Here is an 18,256-nt window from a genome sequence, read left to right on the forward strand (position 1 = left end):
TACTATGGACATAGAAGTTCTGAAATCCAAGGTTCATCGCGCGGTAATAACGGAAGCTAATCTCAACTATGTAGGGAGCCTTACCCTCGATGAAGATCTTATGGATGCGGCCAACATGATAGAAAATGAAAAGGTCCAGGTTGTTAATGTGAATAACGGATCACGTATTGAAACTTATATTATTACCGGTAAGCGTGGATCGGGCGTTTGCTGCCTCAATGGCCCGGCTGCGCGCCAGGGGGCCGTGGGTGACATAGTCATCGTTATTTCCTATGCCCGGATGGATTTTGAAAAAGCACGGACATTCAAACCGTGGATAGTCTTTCCAAAAGCCGGAAATCAGCTGTAATGAAAAAGAAGCTCCAAAGCCTTTTACAATATGTATTTTTTCTCGGGTTTGGAGTGTTCCTCGTATGGTGGTCGCTTCGGAAAATTGACAGTAATGACTGGGCCGAAATCAAAAAATCTTTTGAGAGCGCCAATTACTGGCTCATTGTTCCGGTCATTATTACTTTGTTGCTGAGCCATCTCAGCCGTGCCATGCGGTGGAAGATCCTGATGGAACCGCTGGGATATAAACCGAGGTTATCGAATACGTATATGGCGGTGCTTATCGGCTATATGGCTAACCTTGCATTGCCCCGGCTGGGTGAAGTGCTGAAATGTACGATCCTGGCCCGCTACGAAAAGGTTCCGGCAGATAAGCTAATAGGTACAATTGTGGCAGAACGCGCGTTTGATGTGGTTTGCCTGATCATCGTGATAGCTATAACAGTCATTGTACAGTTTGATCTTATCGGGAATTATATCAGTACGTTGCTTGGTTCCATCTTTAATGCCAGGACCTCATCATTTTCGCTGACAAAAGTGTTAATAATTGTGGGCATCCTGCTGGTTGTGATCTTTGCAATATGGCTGGTATTTAAGAAACTCGCTCATATCGACTTCATAAAAAAAATCAGACTGGTGCTGAAAGGCATCTGGGCCGGTGTGATAAGTGTCCGGTACCTGAAAAATAAAAAGTGGTTTATCTTTCATTCGATCTTTATCTGGGTGATGTTCCTGCTGAGTGTTCAGATCGGTCTGTGGGCGTTGAATGAAACATCCGGCTATGGCGTTGAAGTCGCCTTGTCTGTGCTGACCACCGGCAGCCTGGCCATGATCATCCCGACACCAGGAGGAATCGGAGTCTATCCCATTTTTGTTCAACAGACAATGTTGTTATACGGACTAAAAGAAAACATTGGCTTTGCTTTCGGCAGCCTGATGTGGGGAGTCCAGTTTTTCCAGATGCTGCTCAGTGGATTTATTGCTCTTTTGGTGTTACCATATCTTAACAAAAAACCAGGACATGAAAAAAGTTGACTTCATTAATAGCAAGATATTCGACTTGCCTACACTACTGCATATAGTGCAGATACTGAGGTTGCAAAGTAAAACGATCTCCTTTACCAACGGATGCTTCGACATCCTCCATCGCGGACATATTGCTTCCTTATCAGAAGCAGCAAAACAAGCAGACTTCCTGATTGTAGGACTTAATTCAGATCTCTCGACAAAAAAACTCAAAGGTGAAGGCCGGCCGGTGAATGACGAAAATGCCAGGGCAATTCTTCTTGCCTCAATTGTGATCGTTGATGCAGTGGTAATATTTAATGAAGACACTCCGCTGGAACTGATCCGGGCAATTAAACCTCATGTGATTGTAAAGGGCGGAGATTACACGATCGACCAGATTGTCGGCGCCAAAGAGGTGATTGCAAATGGCGGGCGTGTAGTTATCAATCCTATCGTACAGGGATTTTCATCAACCGGCCTCATCGAAAAGATCTCAAGACTCTAAGGCGAAAATTTTCTTTATCCGTGGGAAAACCACCTGCCTTTACAAAATACTTACCTGCCCATTACACTCATAACTAACTCATAACTGACTCATAACTCATAACTCATAACTTCTTCACGTACATCTTTTCCACTTCAAGCACGATTTTCTCGATCTCACTGTCCTTGCCTTCCACTTCATAAGGTTGCTTCAGGCTGCTGTTGTAAAAAAAGGCGACTGTCTGATATAATCTTGCCGTTACGCCTCCTTTGTACTCTTTGATAATATCATAACAGTTATTACCCGTTTCCCGGTTAATGAGCTTCATCAATACCTTGCCCTGGTAAATGGAAAGATTAGTCAAAGGATCGGAGAATTCTTTTTTAAGTTCCTTTTCACGGGACTTGATATATTTCTTCCGCTCACTCTTACTGTTCATGCCAGCAAGTTTGTAATTTATATCATTCAAAATGATACCTGCCCTGCGGGCATAGGGATAACATACATAAACCGCGTTTCGCAGCCTATTGTAAGCTTCTCGTTTTTTCAGCAGATGAGGTGGATATTTCGCCTGGACCCAGATCCATTCCAGGGTTTGTGCTGGAACAATCTGATTGTCAAACAAGGTAACCGGCACAGGGATCGTGTCGTTTGGGCCAAGTTCGGGCAACGGGTAATTTTTGAGGATGGAATCAGGAATGTTCTGGGCAACAGAAAATTGAGCAGTTGCCAACCAAAATGCCAACAACGCAACACATTTTCCCGCTATTTCCCGGCATCTCTTCATGACTGTAGCTAAAATAATAATAATTCTTTTATTATTATACCCGGTTCAGGCTTAAAGTAACCCATCCGTGAATAAAATGACGGCTATCAACTCGTGATTACTGCATATACGTTAATAAACGAAATCCGGACCAATAACGGGACAAATTCTTTATTATTATCGCAACAGCCTGACCCTGCGGGAAATACTCATTACAAACCCGACAATCATGAGAATTGTTCCCAGCCATACGAGGTTAATAAAGGGAAAGCGTAACACCTTCAGCGCAACAAAAGGCACCAGTTTTGTCGAGTCTTTAACACTGATTTCAATTCGCTGTGCGTCCGCAACGCGTGACAGACCGACCGCAAGCCCTTCAGCAAAAACGGTATCGATGGTGTATTTTACCTGGTTATTGGTGAGCTGATAAACAGGATTTGCCTGTAGCTTCCTGCCATTGGATGCATGAACCGTGATCTCGGCCATGATGGCGGTGTCTTTATCTGTAAACTTATATTTGGCATTATTCGGGTTAAGCGTTACCCTGTCAAGGGTCATAAAGCCATTTGAGTAAAAGATAGTATCACCTGGCTTTACGGTGGAGCTTACAAAACTTGCAGTATCCTCGCCTTCCTGCAATTTGGAGCTATGATTGATATAAGTAAAAATGTCACGGTTCCAGTAATGCTTCGCGTCCGGGTTATTTGAGATGCCCTGGTCGCCTTTTGTATTTCGCATCAGATCGGGATACAGCGTAAATTTATCTGACCCGTCTTTTTTCTCCATTTCGATATGAAAATAGATCTGCCTTCCATTATTGATGCTGCTGTCTGCTACATAAGTCGCGTAGTACTCACCCATATCATTCTTCACGCCATGATAAAGGGTCAGGTTCTCCATGCCTGTTCCGGTGATCTTATTGCCCTCGCCGAAGTTCAGGGGATTGGTACGGTTAATAGATAAGATCTCTTTTTTGGAAGATGAAATAAGTATTCCGACCAGGAAAACACCGAAGCCAATATGCCCCACTGATGCACCTGCAACTTTTAGCTTGCCCCTGAGCCCGGTCCAGATATACGCAGCATTGCTGACCGCTGTATACACGCCAGCGAAAATGGCAAGATGTATCGCGGCAAGAAAGCCGATCCCATAAGTGTCGTAATTAATATTGCCCCAGTAACTGATGGCGCCGCCAATCATCAGCGATAACACGGTTGGCACAAGGATCTTTTTGCCAAACTCCGTTTTATTGGTGTTCTTGTATTTTAAGAACTGCGTGACAGCTGTCAGCACACCAAGTACGATGGCAACAAAGATGACTATGCGGTTATAAAAGAATTCGACATCGGTCCCGACGTTGAAACTGGTGTTGAATATTTTGTTGATGACAGGCAGTGAAGTAAAAATCACAATAAACAGCGAACACAAAAACAATATCAGCGAACCGATAAACATCCAGAATTCCCGCGAATAGGTATTCTCTTCTTTGGCAATCGCAGGTATTTGTTTGTATCGTTTCGCAAAAAATGCCATTGCTGGTATTACAAACAACAGCACTCCTATCCGCAGCTGCCAGTTGAGTCCCTGGCTGGTGAACGCATGCACAGAAGTGTCGGCAAGATCCCCACTTTTTGTAAGGTAGTTGGAATATAAGATGAGCGGAAATCCGAGTAACAGGAACAGGTAAGAAGCACGTAAGGAGTGGCCGGTAGAATTGTAGATCAACACGGTGTGTATTCCGGCAACCAGCACCAGCCATGGTACCATGGAAGCATTCTCGACCGGATCCCAGGCCCAGTAGCCACCAAAGTTCAGCGATTCATACGCCCATCTTGCGCCCATCATAATGCCCAGGCCAAGGATAGCCGCAGAAAAGAGCGCCCATGGCATAACAGGCTTCGTCCAGGTACTGTGTTCCTTTTTCCAGAGACCGGCAATGGCATAGGAAAACGGGACCACGGTGGAGGCGTAACCGAGGAATATGATCGGGGGATGGATCTGCATCCAGTAATTCTGCAGCAGTTGATTCAGTCCATTTCCATCGCGGAAAACCGGCAGCGTCAGGTAGTTGGCCATATCCATAAAAGCCGGCTGCATATAACGTGTCAGCAAAAACGGCGAACTACCCAATTTGATATCGAAGAAGTGAATACCAAGTACCATGGTGGCCATGTAGACCTGCGCAAAACTGATCACGGTCATAACCGGTGCCTCCCATTTTTTGGAAGTGCGCATCAGCACGATACCCAGCACGCCATGCCAGAAGGCCCAAAGGAGAAAACTACCCTCCTGCCCTTCCCAGATACTTGCAAACAGGTATCCTGTCTTCAGTGATTTATCCGAATGGTTCCAGGCATAGTAATATTCAAAATAATGATTGGAGATCAGGTGATATATGATACCAAATGTTACTGTCACGGAGACGGCATCGATAATAAATGCAATCCTCGCCATTCGCTTCCACGAGGCAGCGATCTCCTCCGTAGTGGCGGTTGTCGATTTGAAGTAAGCAATAGTCGCTACAAGGGATGCAACCAGGGAAAGTACAACCAGGAAATGTCCTAGCTGCCCCGGAAACAGGTGTTCACCAATATAATCCATCAGTTGAAATTAATTTTGACTCAGGTTGTTCTGCGCGGCTTTGGGATCATCTTTATACTTGGAAGGACATTTTATCAGGATACCATCCTTCCGGGTGATCTCAAATACATCACCATTCATTTTTCCTTTGATAACTATACGTTCACTTTTTTCCATATCATAGGGCTTTTCGAAATAATAAGCCACTTTAGCTTTATTTCCGAGGGAATCAATGACGTGGAATGAAGTATAATTGGGATTGCGTGCCGGATCGTAGATGATAGGTTTATCGGCCGACTTATCAAGCCTGGCGATGATGGTTACATTTTTACCGGCCTTCTGTTTTGCGGAAGCAAGTGTTTCGTAACTCGACAGATCCCCCATTGTGCTGATAAGCACCGCAATCACTATACCTATACAAACAAGGATGGCAATATGTATTTTCTTCATAATGATCTAGAATTCATGGCAAAGCTATGACAAAAAATGCAGGCAAACTGTTCGAAAAAACAACGAACCGGATTAAATAACATGGCCTTGAAATTAATCACCCCGCCTGAGAATAGTTACAGAATAAACAACCTCCCGTCAGGTGTTTTCATGACCGGTTGTAAAACCGCAAAGATCCACCGATATCTGATACCAATTACTTATAAATAGTTAAAAACCAGCCTGCCAGCGCACCCGTTGCAACCCCCGTTATTTATTTTGCAACTTATACATACTGTTACTACCTTGCAAATCGTTTTGAGTAGCAGAAATTAATCATGACAGATTTATCCCATTTCGATAAAAACGGGGCAAGCAATCCCGATAACAACATATTCGGGCTCCCCTTCACAGAAGAAGATTCACGTCTCATTATCCTCCCTGTACCCTGGGAAGTAACAGTAAGTTACAGCGCCGGTACGGCCAGGGCCGCAGACCATGTATTTAAGGCAAGCATGCAGGTTGACCTGTTTGACGCAGATACCAAAGATGCCTGGAAGCAGGGTATATTCATGCGGCAGACCGATAAAAAGATTCTTCTGAAAAGTGATTATCTCCGCAAAGAAGCTGAATTGCTGATCGATTATATCTCCCATGGAGAAATAGTTGACAAGAATACCTTCATGTGCAAGTCACTCAAAGACATAAATGAAGGCGCCGTTTACCTGAACCAATGGGTTTATGAGCAAACCCGGGATCTCCTGAAGGCGAATAAACTGGTGGCACTACTCGGTGGCGACCACTCGGCCCCTCTCGGTTATTATAAAGCACTGGCAGAAAAACACGGCGAGTTTGGTATACTCCAGATCGATGCGCACTGTGATCTTCGTACCATGTATGAAGGTTTCAAATACAGCCATGCAAGCATCATGTATAATGCGCTCACCGAGATTAAGGAAATAACAAAACTCGTACAGGTTGGTGTTCGTGACTTTTCAGATGAGGAATGGACCTTTGTATGCAATTCTAATAACCGCGTTGTAACCTATTTTGATAAAGACATCAAGGAAAGACAATTTGAAGGCGAGAACTGGAAACAGATAACCGATGAGATCATCAGCCAGCTGCCTCAAAAAGTGTTTCTCAGTTTCGATATTGACGGCCTTGATCCGAAACTCTGCCCGAACACCGGAACCCCCGTACAGGGCGGTTTTGAGGCTGAGCAGGTTTATTACATCCTGAAAAGAGTGCTCCAGAGTGGACGTAAGTTAATTGGTTTTGACCTGATGGAGATAGGGGTTGGAGACAACGACTGGGATGCCAATGTGGGCGCTCACGTATTATGGAAGTTATGTAATTTGCTCGTTGCAAGTAACAACTAGCCGATGGTCTACACATATCTTGTTACACTAAAAAATGAGAGCCGGAAATATGTTGATCTCATAAGCCTGTTGCTCTGCAGTGCTTCTGCCCTGATCTTTTTGCGCGAACAATTCATCACACCACAGAAAACAATTGTTTACCTGGTAGGCTTCCTGTTTATTGCAGTGCTGATAGCACGTAATCTATACCTGCTCCGCACAAATAACCATGAAAAAATTGCCTACAACAGGGCCTTGTTTTTCGCAGCGATCGTATGGACCGTAATGCCCTATTTTCAATGGCTTGTTTTTGTATTTGGTTTCCTGGGGCTGTTTGAGTTCCATGCAAAATTTCCTTTAGAGATCGGATTTACTGAGAAGCAAATCGTTTTTAATTCACTGATCAAAAAAAGATATACCTGGCAGGACTTTAACAACGTTGTTTTGAAAGACAATGTACTTACACTTGATTTCAAAAGCAACAAGCTGTTCCAAAAGGAAACGATTGATGAAGATGGCGAGGCAGATGAGGACGAATTCAATAGTTTTTGTGCGCAGTGCCTCCGGTAAACATTAATCCCCATTTTGATTATGGAATTCTAAGGATCCTGCATCTTCGCTCAAACTATCTGCGCATGAACTCACTCGCTTTACCAATTGTTCATCCCGCATTTCAAAATCTCAAACGATCGGGGAATCTCCTGCACCTGACCGCAGCTGTGCTGATATTGATTCACGGAATTACCCATATCATCCAGCCCGGCGGCAGCCTCATCTACTCCGGTTGTCTGCTCCTGATCGCCCTTGATATATTTTTGCTCCTTTTTGCCGCGAGGAATGCGCTGGAAGATCTGCCGTTGATAAACCTGTTTTTCAGATTTGTTGAGTTCATATTTTTCCTCGGTATAGGTACAGATCTCCTCATGCGAGGTACCTGGATAAATGGCGGCATTCATGTTTTACTAAGTGTTGCATACATCTATCTTTTTTATTGCGAGAAAAAACTCGGCAAAACGGAGTTTGTGGCCATTCATCACACCGGGGTGACCGTTCCCGCTTTACCCGACAGTAAATTTTTTATCTGGTCAAACATCTCTCATATCGAAGCGCACTACGATCATATCATAATCGCTACTTCTGTTCAGAAAAGTTATCATTTCCGTCTCAGGAAAAATCTTCAATTCGAAGAACTCGACCAAATTCACGAATTTTGCAGGCATTATCTGCAACAACGCTGAAACACAGCTGTCTGAGTGATATCGTGGGTCGATACTAAACGCCTGTTAATCATTTACTTTGGCATCTTCATCGGTGTTGCCGGTTTAAATCAATTGAAGAAGAGATGTCAATACAGCAGTCGCCATATATATTGTATTCCGATGGCCAGGGAAATATTTTTGAAGATACGAGTTTGTATACCGCCGGCCGCAGCGGCTGGGACGCATATCCTATTCCTGAAGAAGAATGGATAGAATTGCCGGAAGGCGGATCGCTGTATGAACTTCCGGGCCGTAAAGGAATCGGGATCGATGTAAACACCGGCGAGATGAGGCTTTGTGAAAAAGGCTGGGCGGTTGCTGCGTTCATACCACCCGCGCATACCGGGCTTTGGATCGCCGCTTATGAAACCGGGCCGGATGCACCTACTCTTCCACTTTTTTGTTATACGGCTGCCGGCTGGCTCGATTCGAAGTTCTATGTTCCTGCTGTCCGCATCGAGCAGGATATCCGCCAGGAATCGAGAGGCTACCTGGCAGATACAATAGAACACGGAGTTGAAACCTTGTTGAAAGCTTATCCGCAGAACAGGCTGGTCAAACACCTCGCCGAAAATTGCTGCCTCACTTATCATTGCCCCGCAGCAAGGAACTATTTTATAGGCAGATGGGAATGCCCCGTGCCGACCTCGCCCGCCTGTAACGCAAACTGCATAGGTTGTATTTCTTTCCAGCCGGAAGATGAGACCATCGTTTCCACCCAGGACAGGTTAAGGTTTAAACCAACGGCGGAAGAAATCGTTGAATTCACTGTTCCGCATTTAACCACAGCCCCCTACCCGATTGTCAGCTTTGGCCAGGGATGTGAAGGTGAACCTCTGCTGATGTGGGAAACAATCAGGGAATCGATTAGAGAAATCCGAAAGCATACCGACCGTGGCAGTATAAACATAAATACAAATGGTTCCAAACCGGATGCGGTGAAGGCCCTTTGTGAAGCCGGCCTTAATTCGATCAGGGTAAGTACTAATTCTGCCAGGAAACATATCTATGAAGCGTATTACCGGCCAAACAACTACCAGTTTGAGGACATCATCGAAAGCCTGAAGGTGATGCGTCACCATGGCGGCTGGTCAAGCATTAACTATTTTGTGTTTCCGGGCATGACTGACAGCGAGGAAGAATATGAAGCATTGCGCAAGCTCATCATTGAAACAAAGCTCTCGATGATCCAATGGCGCAATTTCAATATAGATCCCGACTGGTATCTTGGGAAAATCAATGTCGCTGAAACTGGTGAAATACTTGGGATCAAACAACTGATGGAGCTGATTCACGAAGAGTTTCCTGATCTGAAATTCGGATATTTCAATCCCCCGATGGAACGCATTACGGGTAGTTTTGAGATTGACTTCGCTCATTGATTACCGCTAGACACCGGCCCTAATTAATTGAATTGGCAAAAAAAAACATCTACATAGGTATAATACTGGCCGTAACTGCAACCATCGTGTGGTCAGGTAATTTTATCGTTGCACGCGGTGTCATAAAACAAATACCACCGGTCAGCCTCGCATTCTATCGCTGGTTAATGGGCTCCATAATCATACTTCCTATCGGGTACAAAAAGTTCAGACAGGAACTTCCTGTTATCCGGAGGTACTGGAAGTATCTTCTCGCCGTAGCATTTACCGGTGTCGCATTATATAATACGTTTTTGTACGTTGCAGGGCACCATACCCCGGCTATTAACCTTGCATTGATTGCTACCACCACCTCCCCGATCATGGCCATTGCGCTTGCGGCTATATTTCTTAAGGAGAAGATCAGTTTGCTTCGACTTGCAGGTTTATTGATTTGTATCGTGGGAATCCTGTTGTTGCTCTCGGGGGGCAGCATGGACCGTCTTCTGGGTTTTCACTTCTCGGTTGGCGACTGGTGGTTGCTGGCAGGTGCCTTGTGTTTTGCCATTTATAATACCCTGGTAAAACAGAAACCTAACACGATCTCTGCCACCAGCTTTCTTGTTGCCATATTCTTGGCGGGCACAATTATGCTTTTCCCGGCATATTTGTGGGAAATGAATCATACTGCCCCTGTAAATTTCGATATCAATCTATTCGGCATCATTCTTTACCTGGGACTCGGCGCCTGTGTCATTTCTTATTTATGCTGGAACGCTGCAATTGCGAGGCTTGGCTCGGGTAGAACCGCCTTGTTTGGAAATCTCATCCCTATCTTCAGTACGCTGGAAGCTGTACTGATCCTGGATGAAAAAATTCTTCCTATCCATCTTATCAGCGGCGCACTTGTAATTACTGGCCTGGTGCTCGCAAATATTGCTTCACCCAAAGCTCCTTTAGCATTGCTGGTTTCTAAACGTGAGCCTGGCAATCTTGTCACATCTTTACGAACATCAGACAAAGCCGATGACAACTGAACTGGTACTCTTATGTATCGCGGCTTTTCTCGCTGGATTCGTGGATGCAGTAGTGGGTGGCGGGGGCCTGATTCAAACACCGGCGGCGCTTGTCCTTTTACCAAACTTCCCGGTATCTACCGTTATCGGAACGCTGAAGATCCCGGCTTTTACGGGTACAGCATTTGCTTCCATACAATATGCGCGCAGAGTAAAGGTTCATCTTAAGCTGCTGATGATGATGGCAGTGATCGCCTTCCTGGCAGCGCTTGCCGGCTCTAAATTACTGACGCTGGTAAGCAACCAGTTTATGAAACCATTTCTGCTATGCGTATTAATTGCAGTGGCGGTATACACGTATAGCCGAAAAAATTTTGGCAGCCATGTTGAAAAAAATCTGTCCACCAACAAGTGCTTTCTTTATGCCGCTATCATTAGTCTCTTCATTGGTTTTTATGATGGATTTATTGGCCCCGGCGCTGGCAGTTTTCTCATCATTTGTTTTATCTCGATACTCGGACAAGACTTTCTGCAAGCCAGCGCACATGCGAAGTTTGTAAACCTCGCCACCAATCTTGGTTCAATTGTATTTTTTGTATCAGCCGGCAAGGTATTGTACGCGATTGCCATACCGATGGCTGTTTGCAATGCAGCGGGTGGCATCCTGGGTGCGAGACTGGCCATACTGAAGGGTAACAGGTTTATCAGGATCTTTTTCCTGGTGGTCGTTTGCCTCACGATACTGCGTTTCGCTTACGATATTTTCAGGTAGTGCGTTAAAGATTTAACAGTTCACGTTATAACGCTTTAGCAATTAGCATATTCTTTGCACCGTTATACAGAAACAATCTTAAATTTACCGGGCAAACGCGGGAACAAAATGGCAGTAAGCAATAGTTATATCACCGACAATTTCGAATCTAAGAAAAATGCAAAAGCAGGAGGTTACACCGCAGTGATCTGTGCTTGTTTGCTGATCATTTTCTTATTTGTGAAATGGACACTTCCGACCCAGCCGCCTGAGCCACCGGAGGAAGGGATCGAAGTGAATCTTGGCAACAGTGATTTGGGCCTGGGGGAAGATCAGCCAATGTCTCCTGAGCGGCCAGCCCCTTCCCAGGCAAGACCTGCATACACACCTCCAAAGGCTTCACCGGAAGTTTCAGAGCCGGTAAAAGATATCGAAACGGATGACAAGGATGAAGACGCACCCGAGATTGTAAAACCAAAGGTCACCAAACCTGAGGCAAAAAAAGCTCCCGAAAAAGAGGTTGTCGAAAAACCTGTCAGCAGACCGGCGCCCGTTACCAATCCAACTCCTCCTGCACCAAAACCAAAAGCGGTGTTCAAGGGAGTAGCCGGAGATGGTAAAGGCGGTAATGAATCAGACTCCTATAAAAAAGGTGGTAACCAGGGCATCGCGGGGGGTTCGGGCGACCAGGGTAAACCTGGTGGCAATCCTGACTCCAAAAATTATGAAGGTGGTGGTCGCGGAACCGGAGGTGTTTCGATTTCCAGGGGTCTCCAGGGACGTCGTGTAACCGGTGTACCTGCCTTTGAAGATGAGTTCAATGAAAATGCAAAGGTAGCGATGGATATCAGGGTGAATGAAAGCGGCAATGTTGTATCCGCCGAATACCAGCCACGAGGTTCCACTACTTCCGATGCATCTATGAAAGCGATTGCAAGACGTAAAGCCATGCAGGTCCGTTTCAATAGTGGTGAGGCAGAGTCAGTCGGAACAATCGTCTTCAACTTCCGCCTGAAGAATTGATCCTTTTAAGTATTCTTTTAAATCCTTCATCGGCGTTCCTTAGTTTTGTTATTGTATGAACTACGATGAAACGATCGATTACCTCTTCACGCGGCTTCCCATGTACAGTCGTATTGGTGCCAGTGCCTACAAAACTGATCTGACCAATACAATAGCACTTTGTGAATATCTTGGAAACCCACACGAGAAGATAAAATGCGTGCATATTGCAGGTACTAACGGTAAAGGTAGTACGAGCCATATGCTTGCTGCGATCCTGCAGTCTGCCGGTTACCGGACGGGCCTTTATACGTCTCCGCATCTCAAGGATTTCAGGGAAAGGATACGCATCGACGGCGCAATGATCGCACAGGACTTTGTTGTGAGGTTTGTTGAAAAGATCAGGCCGATGATCGATAAACTCGAGCCTTCCTTTTTTGAGATCACGGTTGCCATGGCCTTTGAATATTTTGTGGAAGAACAGATAGATATTGCAGTGATTGAAACCGGACTTGGCGGTCGGCTTGACTCAACAAATATCATCACGCCACTTGTTTCCGTGATAACAAATATCGGGATGGATCACATGAATATCCTGGGAGATACAATTGAAAAGATTGCCATTGAAAAGGGCGGCATCATAAAAAAAGGGATTCCCGTTGTAATAGGCGAAACAGATAAAACAACCGCGTCCATATTTGAACTGATTGGTGCCGCAAAACAGGCTCCTGTTTTTTTTGCGGACCAGCGCCAGTACGTTGCTGAATGGAAATACGAACACCATAAGTTAATGACGGGCGTAGACAGCCAGCACCATACAGACAGATCCAATTACCTGCTTGATCTTCCCGGTTACTACCAGACGAAAAACCTGATAACTGTACTGGAAACAGTGCACCAGCTTAGAATGATAGGTTATGACATTAACGAGACCTCCGCACAGACCGGGCTTTCGCAGGTTAAAACCCTCACCGGTCTTCATGGCCGCTGGGACGTGAAACGGGAGCACCCTTTGGTTGTGCTGGACGTAGCGCATAATGAAGATGGCATCAAACAACTGGTGGCCCAGATTGAATTAACGGACCATCATCACCTCCATATCATCCTGGGAATGGTGAAAGATAAAGAAATTGAAAAGGTCCTGTCATTGCTTCCAAAATCCGCAAAGTATTACTTTACAAGGGCACAGATCCCGCGTGCACTGGATGCAACACTGCTTCAGCAAAAAGCCATATCCGCCGGCCTGACCGGTGACTGTTATCCTGATGTGAACACTGCCCTGAACAAAGCAATCCTTCACGCAAATAAGTCGGACCTGGTACTGGTTTGTGGAAGCGTGTTTATAGTTGGTGAAGTGGAGATCTAAAGGTCCTTCAATTCCCCGAGTTTTCTCAATGCGTAGAGAAGGGTCGTGACATGCATACTTTGAGTAAGCTGGTTGGTCCGAAGTAAATCCTTAACCTCTTCGATCGAAAAAAGATGTATTTCAATATCCTCATTGTCGTCCAGTTCCTGCTTCTGCACCAACTTACCGCCGGTAGCGAGGTACATGTGCATCCAATTATTATTGGTAGACGGATTGGATGACGTTTTGCCCAGGTATTCATAATTATCAAAAACATAACCGGTTTCCTCCAGCAGTTCCCGCGCAATCGCATCCTTAAAAGTGGCATCGGTATCATCTACACATCCTCCCGGTATCTCAAAAGCTACTTCGCCCGAGCCGTGACGATACTGGCGTTCCAATATCACTTTGCCTTCTTCAGTGAGTGCAACGGCATTTACCCAGGTAGGAAATTCATAGACATAATAAGGCGCCACAATTTTCCCATCCGGCCTTTCACAGGTGTCATTACGTACGGTGAACCACAAATCTTTGAACAGATATTCGGATTTCAACGTTTTCCATTTCAGATCTTTCATTCAGGTCTTTATTTTATCGCTTTCATTCGGTTTTAATACAGGCATCAGCCTCTGAACGCTATCAATTCACTTCATCAGGTGATCAACAGTTATTTTCAACCCAGTATATACTCACCAGTTCTTTTGTTTTCTTAACGTTGTAATATGGGCCACATGATGTTTTCCATGCCATGCATAAGAACCGAAAAGGTTCCATAATGTGAGGTCCTGTTTCTTTTCAGGATGAAATACTGTCTTTGTAAAATCTGTGTCCGACATGGCTTCCAGTACTGCTACCCAGCGTAAATGCAATGCATGAAGCAAAGTCAGCGAAACATTGATGGGAACTGTTTTTGTATCCGCCAGCTCGGCCCACAAAGCTTCTTCATATGGTTTTATAGTTGGATTGTTTTCCGTAAGGCCAAGCTTGAACCGGATATATGCGTTCATATGGCTGTCGGCAACATGGTGTACTACCTGCCTGATGGTCCAACCACCCTCGCGGTAAGGGGTATCCAGCTGAGCCTCGTCAAGGTTCTGTATACTATGTTCAATCTGGCCGGGCAAATACCTGATATCGCTCAGCCATTGTTTTCGCTGAACTTCGGAGAATGGTTTTTCCATATACTTGCCGATGGGATAACGTGGGTCGCCGGTTTGTGTAGTCATTGCTATCTGTTGTTGTTTGCTGATTAACTTTCTGCCCGCAGATCGTGCCCTGTCAGATGAATGAACACATCTTCCAGGTTGGCTTTCTTTACTTCTTTAGGTCTCTCAAAACCTGTGGCAACCAGGTTGTCAACCAGTTTATCAGGTGTATCAAGGGCAATGATCCTACCTGCATCTATGATGGCCACCCTGTCACATAAAACTTCTGCTTCATCCATATAGTGCGTGGTAATAATGATGGTTGTTCCCTGCTTCCTGATATCGGTGATGAGGTCCCAAAGATTGCGCCTGGCCTGTGGATCAAGGCCGGTAGTCGGCTCATCCAGGAATATTATCCTGGGTTTATTGATAAGTGTGGTGGCGATTGAGAACCGTTGTTTTTGCCCTCCACTGAGTTCCTTGTATTTATTTTTCGCTTTGTCTTCCAGGTTTACCGTCTTAAGCAAGACCATCGGGTCAACATCGCGATTATAAAGTCCTGAAAAAAGCTGTATCAATTCGATCAGCGTCAGGCCAGGATAAAATCCGGATGCCTGTAGCTGAACCCCAATGATCTTTTTTATTTCATTCGGATCCTCGTCAAGATTGAAACCATTTACAATCACTTCTCCGGAAGTCTTCTCCCTGAGTGTTTCAATGATCTCAAGCGTAGTGGATTTACCGGCACCATTAGGGCCTAACAGGCCGAAAATCTCTCCTTCATGAACTTCAAAACTGATCCCCTTTACTGCCTCGAACTGACCGTATTTTTTTGTAAGATTCCTGACCCCTATTATAACCATGACTTTATTTAAGTAAGCACCCGAAACACCGTTTTGCAATTTAGTGAAAACATTTTTTGCCAGTTAGTTCATTAAAAATGTTTCCAGCTCTTCCATCATTGATTTACTGCCTATAAATAACGGGCTACGCTGATGGATGGCCGTAGGCTGAATGTCAAGCGTCCTTTGATTTCCATCGGTAGATTTTCCCCCTGCCACTTCCATGATAAATGCGAATGGGTTGCATTCATACATCAGGCGTAGTTTTCCCGAGGGATGTTGCCGGTGCAGCGGATACATGAATATCCCGCCCTTGATCAGGTTCCTGTGAAGGTCAGAAACCATACTGCCCGTATAACGTTGCGTATAAGGCCCGCCATTGGCTGCTGTCTTGCGCTGGCAGGCATTGATATAGTTTTGAACCCTCGTTTCAAATTCAAAGAAACTACCATGGTTTACGGAATAAATGTTTCCCGTTTCCGGGCATTTAATGTCGGGATGACTAAGACAAAACTCCCCTATAGAAGGATCAAGTGTGAAACCATTTACGCTGCGGCGGGTTGCATAAACAAGCATTGTAGATGATCCATAGACGATATAACCCGCTGCTATTTGTTTTACACCCTGCTGAAGAAAATCGGATTCATTGGCCAGCTCACCTTTTTTCGTCACTCTCCGGTACACGCTGAAGATAGTACCAATGGCTACATTGACATCGATATTGGCACTGCCGTCGAGAGGATCGAAAAGACAAACATATTTGGAATCCCGGTTCACCACATCATCAAATGCGATATAATCATCCAGTTCTTCGCTCACCACCCCGGCGCAGCTTACGCCGTGTTGAAGCACACCCATGAACTGGCTGTTTGCAAAAAGATCGAGCTTTTTTACGTCTTCTCCCTGTACGTTGATGGAACCGGCGTTACCAAGAATGTCCACAAGCCCTGCCTTGTTCACTTCTACATTAACCCTTTTAGCTGCCAGGCCAATGTCACGAAGTAATCCACTCAATTCACCCGTAGCATTGGGGAATCCTTTTGTTTGCTGGATGGTAAATTCGTCTAATGTGTAGATCTTCCGGTTGATGTAGTTCATACAGAGGTGATTTCTGGTATTAAACAAATGTAATCTTTGGCAGCGATTTGAAGAATTTTACGACATTTACCGACTTATCAATTTTAAACGGGATAACTATCATTCCGTGTAACGATCAATCAGGCAGCTAAGATATGGCCACAGAACCCGGGCACAACGTGTGTAAGGTTTGCAGGGAGTTTCATAACAAAATTTATAATCAACCAGGGAGAAATGAAAGTTTTCAAATTCGGTGGAGCAAGTGTCAATGGAGTGGAAAAAATAAGGCAGGCAGCAGAAATTGTTCGTTCTTATCAACCTGAAAAACTGATCATTGTCGTTTCGGCAATCGGCAAAACGACAAATGCTCTGGAAAAAGTAGCGGAAGCATTTTATGCGGGTAACCAGGAGCAGGCCCTTGAACTGTTCCGTGCCGTAAAACAAAATCATCTAAACATTGCAAAATTCCTGCTTGTTACCCATTATAATGAGACGCTGACCCGGCTATCCGAATTTTTTACAGAAGTTGAATGGCTCCTGCATGATAAACCGGTACGTGATTTCGATTATTACTATGACCAGGTGGTCTGCGTGGGGGAATTACTATCTTCCTGCCTGTTCAGTGCCTGGCTCAATGAAACAAAGCTCCCAAACACCTGGTTAGACGTAAGGGATATCATCCGCACAGATAACAGCTTTCGTGATGCCGTAATCGATTGGGAGTTTACGAACACAAGGGTGACTGAAAATGTTCTCCCGGTACTTGATCCGGTAGGTATTGTTGTGACCCAAGGCTTTATTGGTGCCACCAGTGAAAATGAAAGTACTACACTTGGAAGAGAAGGAAGCGACTATACAGCGGCTGTTTTTGCCAACATGATCAATGCTGTGGACCTCACCATCTGGAAAGATGTGGAAGGTGTAATGAATGCCGATCCAAAAACCTTTCCGGAAGCGCAGGTATTAAACGAGCTGAGTTATGACGAAGTAATTGAAATGGCTTACTACGGAGCACAGGTGATCCATCCGAAAACAATCAAGCCCCTTCAGAACAAAAATATACCGCTGCTGGTCAAGTCCTTCCTTGATAAAAATCTGCCTGGCACCAGGATACAAAACCGGACCCGGCCATCCCTCCCTCCTATCATCGTGATGAAACAATCGCAGGTGCTGATGCATCTGCATTCAAATGATTTTTCATTTGTCGGAGAGAAACTCATTGGCCGCCTTTATGACTTATTCGAGGAATATAAGATAGAACCAAGGCTCATACAAACGGGAGCCGTTTCTGTGCATATATGTATGGACGACAGGGAAGACAAAATCCAGAAACTCGCAGTAGCAGCTTCTGAATATTTCGAAGTACAGGTTGAAAAAAATCTTCGCTTGTTAACCATCCGGCATTACCGCGAAGATGTGCTGGATCAACTCACATCGGGGATGACAGTGGTACTTAAACAACAATCACCGGAAACAGTGCAGGTGCTTATGCGTTCATAA

At 45.0% G+C, this 18,256-nt stretch carries 19 protein-coding genes; 12 read left to right on the forward strand and 7 right to left on the reverse strand.

The features are described 5' to 3' along the window. Window positions 1–4 precede the first annotated feature (4 nt). From panD to rfaE2, 3 genes are read left to right on the forward strand one after another with little or no spacing between them, the layout of a single operon-like run. Complete coding sequence (gene panD / locus ACX0G7_RS24075; protein WP_458926086.1) at window positions 5–349, forward strand: aspartate 1-decarboxylase; 345 nt, start codon at window positions 5–7, stop codon at window positions 347–349. Further along, the gene (locus tag ACX0G7_RS24080) at window positions 349–1,365 is read left to right on the forward strand and encodes a lysylphosphatidylglycerol synthase transmembrane domain-containing protein (protein WP_458926087.1); all 1,017 of its coding nucleotides are present in this window, start codon (window positions 349–351) and stop codon (window positions 1,363–1,365) included. Before panD ends, ACX0G7_RS24080 begins: the two co-directional genes overlap by 1 nt. After that, a complete protein-coding gene (gene rfaE2, locus ACX0G7_RS24085; RefSeq protein WP_458926088.1) occupies window positions 1,352–1,843 on the forward strand; it encodes a D-glycero-beta-D-manno-heptose 1-phosphate adenylyltransferase in 492 nt (163 codons plus the stop codon). The genes ACX0G7_RS24080 and rfaE2 overlap by 14 nt, the downstream gene beginning before the upstream one ends. Before the next feature lie 103 nt (window positions 1,844–1,946). On the opposite strand, the gene ACX0G7_RS24090 is transcribed toward rfaE2, so the two are convergent. The 3 genes from ACX0G7_RS24090 to ACX0G7_RS24100 all read right to left on the reverse strand — a co-directional run bounded on the left by ACX0G7_RS24090 (window position 1,947) and on the right by ACX0G7_RS24100 (window position 5,618). Then, window positions 1,947–2,609 carry a DUF4294 domain-containing protein gene (locus ACX0G7_RS24090; protein ID WP_458926089.1) on the reverse strand — a complete coding sequence of 221 codons (663 nt, stop codon included), beginning with the start codon at window positions 2,607–2,609 and terminating at the stop codon, window positions 1,947–1,949. A gap of 156 nt (window positions 2,610–2,765) precedes the next feature. Then, a complete protein-coding gene (gene ccsA / locus ACX0G7_RS24095) occupies window positions 2,766–5,189 on the reverse strand; it encodes a cytochrome c biogenesis protein CcsA (protein WP_458926090.1) in 2,424 nt (807 codons plus the stop codon). 9 nt (window positions 5,190–5,198) lie between these two features. Further along, entirely contained in the window at window positions 5,199–5,618 is a 420-nt protein-coding gene (locus ACX0G7_RS24100; RefSeq protein WP_458926091.1) for a cytochrome c maturation protein CcmE domain-containing protein, read from the reverse strand. 317 nt (window positions 5,619–5,935) lie between these two features. Between ACX0G7_RS24100 and ACX0G7_RS24105 the strand changes: the two genes are divergently transcribed. From ACX0G7_RS24105 to ACX0G7_RS24140, 8 genes are all read left to right on the forward strand, one after another. Further along, on the forward strand, window positions 5,936–6,979 hold the full coding sequence (locus tag ACX0G7_RS24105; protein ID WP_458926092.1) for an agmatinase family protein: 1,044 nt from the start codon (window positions 5,936–5,938) through the stop codon (window positions 6,977–6,979). Window positions 6,980–6,982: 3 nt separating this feature from the next. Then, window positions 6,983–7,528 (forward strand): hypothetical protein, encoded by a 546-nt coding sequence (locus ACX0G7_RS24110; RefSeq protein WP_458926093.1) that lies wholly within the window; start codon window positions 6,983–6,985, stop codon window positions 7,526–7,528. Between the two features lie 65 nt (window positions 7,529–7,593). After that, entirely contained in the window at window positions 7,594–8,196 is a 603-nt protein-coding gene (locus ACX0G7_RS24115; protein WP_458926094.1) for a hypothetical protein, read from the forward strand. Window positions 8,197–8,300: 104 nt separating this feature from the next. Then, complete coding sequence (locus ACX0G7_RS24120; RefSeq protein ID WP_458926095.1) at window positions 8,301–9,599, forward strand: radical SAM protein; 1,299 nt, start codon at window positions 8,301–8,303, stop codon at window positions 9,597–9,599. 32 nt (window positions 9,600–9,631) lie between these two features. After that, window positions 9,632–10,615 (forward strand): DMT family transporter, encoded by a 984-nt coding sequence (locus tag ACX0G7_RS24125; protein ID WP_458926096.1) that lies wholly within the window; start codon window positions 9,632–9,634, stop codon window positions 10,613–10,615. Beyond that, complete coding sequence (locus tag ACX0G7_RS24130) at window positions 10,605–11,366, forward strand: sulfite exporter TauE/SafE family protein (RefSeq protein ID WP_458926097.1); 762 nt, start codon at window positions 10,605–10,607, stop codon at window positions 11,364–11,366. Before ACX0G7_RS24125 ends, ACX0G7_RS24130 begins: the two co-directional genes overlap by 11 nt. A gap of 108 nt (window positions 11,367–11,474) precedes the next feature. Then, window positions 11,475–12,368: a hypothetical protein gene (locus ACX0G7_RS24135; protein ID WP_458926098.1), complete on the forward strand. Its 894-nt coding sequence runs from the start codon at window positions 11,475–11,477 to the stop codon at window positions 12,366–12,368. 55 nt (window positions 12,369–12,423) lie between these two features. Beyond that, window positions 12,424–13,713 carry a bifunctional folylpolyglutamate synthase/dihydrofolate synthase gene (locus tag ACX0G7_RS24140; protein WP_458926099.1) on the forward strand — a complete coding sequence of 430 codons (1,290 nt, stop codon included), beginning with the start codon at window positions 12,424–12,426 and terminating at the stop codon, window positions 13,711–13,713. Here ACX0G7_RS24140 and ACX0G7_RS24145 read toward each other — a convergent pair. From ACX0G7_RS24145 to fbp, 4 genes are all read right to left on the reverse strand, one after another. Next, window positions 13,710–14,270: an NUDIX hydrolase gene (locus ACX0G7_RS24145; RefSeq protein ID WP_458926100.1), complete on the reverse strand. Its 561-nt coding sequence runs from the start codon at window positions 14,268–14,270 to the stop codon at window positions 13,710–13,712. The genes ACX0G7_RS24140 and ACX0G7_RS24145 overlap by 4 nt on opposite strands. Before the next feature lie 111 nt (window positions 14,271–14,381). Continuing rightward, a complete protein-coding gene (locus ACX0G7_RS24150) occupies window positions 14,382–14,918 on the reverse strand; it encodes a YfiT family bacillithiol transferase (protein ID WP_458926101.1) in 537 nt (178 codons plus the stop codon). Between the two features lie 23 nt (window positions 14,919–14,941). Next, window positions 14,942–15,700, reverse strand: coding sequence for an ABC transporter ATP-binding protein (locus tag ACX0G7_RS24155; RefSeq protein WP_458926102.1), 759 nt, complete (start codon window positions 15,698–15,700; stop codon window positions 14,942–14,944). A 63-nt stretch (window positions 15,701–15,763) separates the two neighbouring features. Further along, window positions 15,764–16,777: a class 1 fructose-bisphosphatase gene (gene fbp, locus ACX0G7_RS24160; RefSeq protein WP_458926103.1), complete on the reverse strand. Its 1,014-nt coding sequence runs from the start codon at window positions 16,775–16,777 to the stop codon at window positions 15,764–15,766. Window positions 16,778–16,990: 213 nt separating this feature from the next. Here fbp and ACX0G7_RS24165 point away from each other — a divergent pair, with 213 nt between their 5' ends. Beyond that, window positions 16,991–18,256 carry an aspartate kinase gene (locus ACX0G7_RS24165; RefSeq protein WP_458926104.1) on the forward strand — a complete coding sequence of 422 codons (1,266 nt, stop codon included), beginning with the start codon at window positions 16,991–16,993 and terminating at the stop codon, window positions 18,254–18,256.

Source organism: Flavitalea antarctica (genome assembly GCF_054461535.1).